Origin of the sequence: Lysinibacillus sp. GbtcB16 (genome assembly GCF_019091145.1) — a bacterium.
In the GTDB taxonomy this organism is placed as follows: Bacteria; Bacillota; Bacilli; order Bacillales_A; family Planococcaceae; genus Lysinibacillus; species Lysinibacillus fusiformis.
In genome coordinates, this window is sequence record NZ_JAGXJV010000369.1 from 1 (window position 1) to 274 (window position 274).

At 53.3% G+C, this 274-nt stretch carries 1 pseudogene; it reads left to right on the plus strand.

Annotated elements, in window-relative coordinates:
- Positions 1 to 274, plus strand: a pseudogene (locus tag KVT27_RS24585) (squalene--hopene cyclase); the annotation flags it as partial.

Genomic DNA, 274 nt, shown 5'->3' on the forward strand with positions numbered 1-274 from the left:
TAAGCGAGCCGTTCAAGCCGCTGAGTCCTACATGCTGGAACGCATTGAAGCGGACGGGACGCTGTACAGCTACTCCACAAGTACGCTTCTAATGATTATGGCTTTATTAGCGCTAGGCTACGATAAACATCATCCTGTGATCGATGCTGCGATGCGCGGACTTTTCACCATGTTATGGGATCTTGAAGGTAAAACGCACCTGCAGAACTCCCCGTCGACGATCTGGGATACCGCCCTGCTCACGGCCGCGTTCCAGCAAGCCGATCCCGATCAT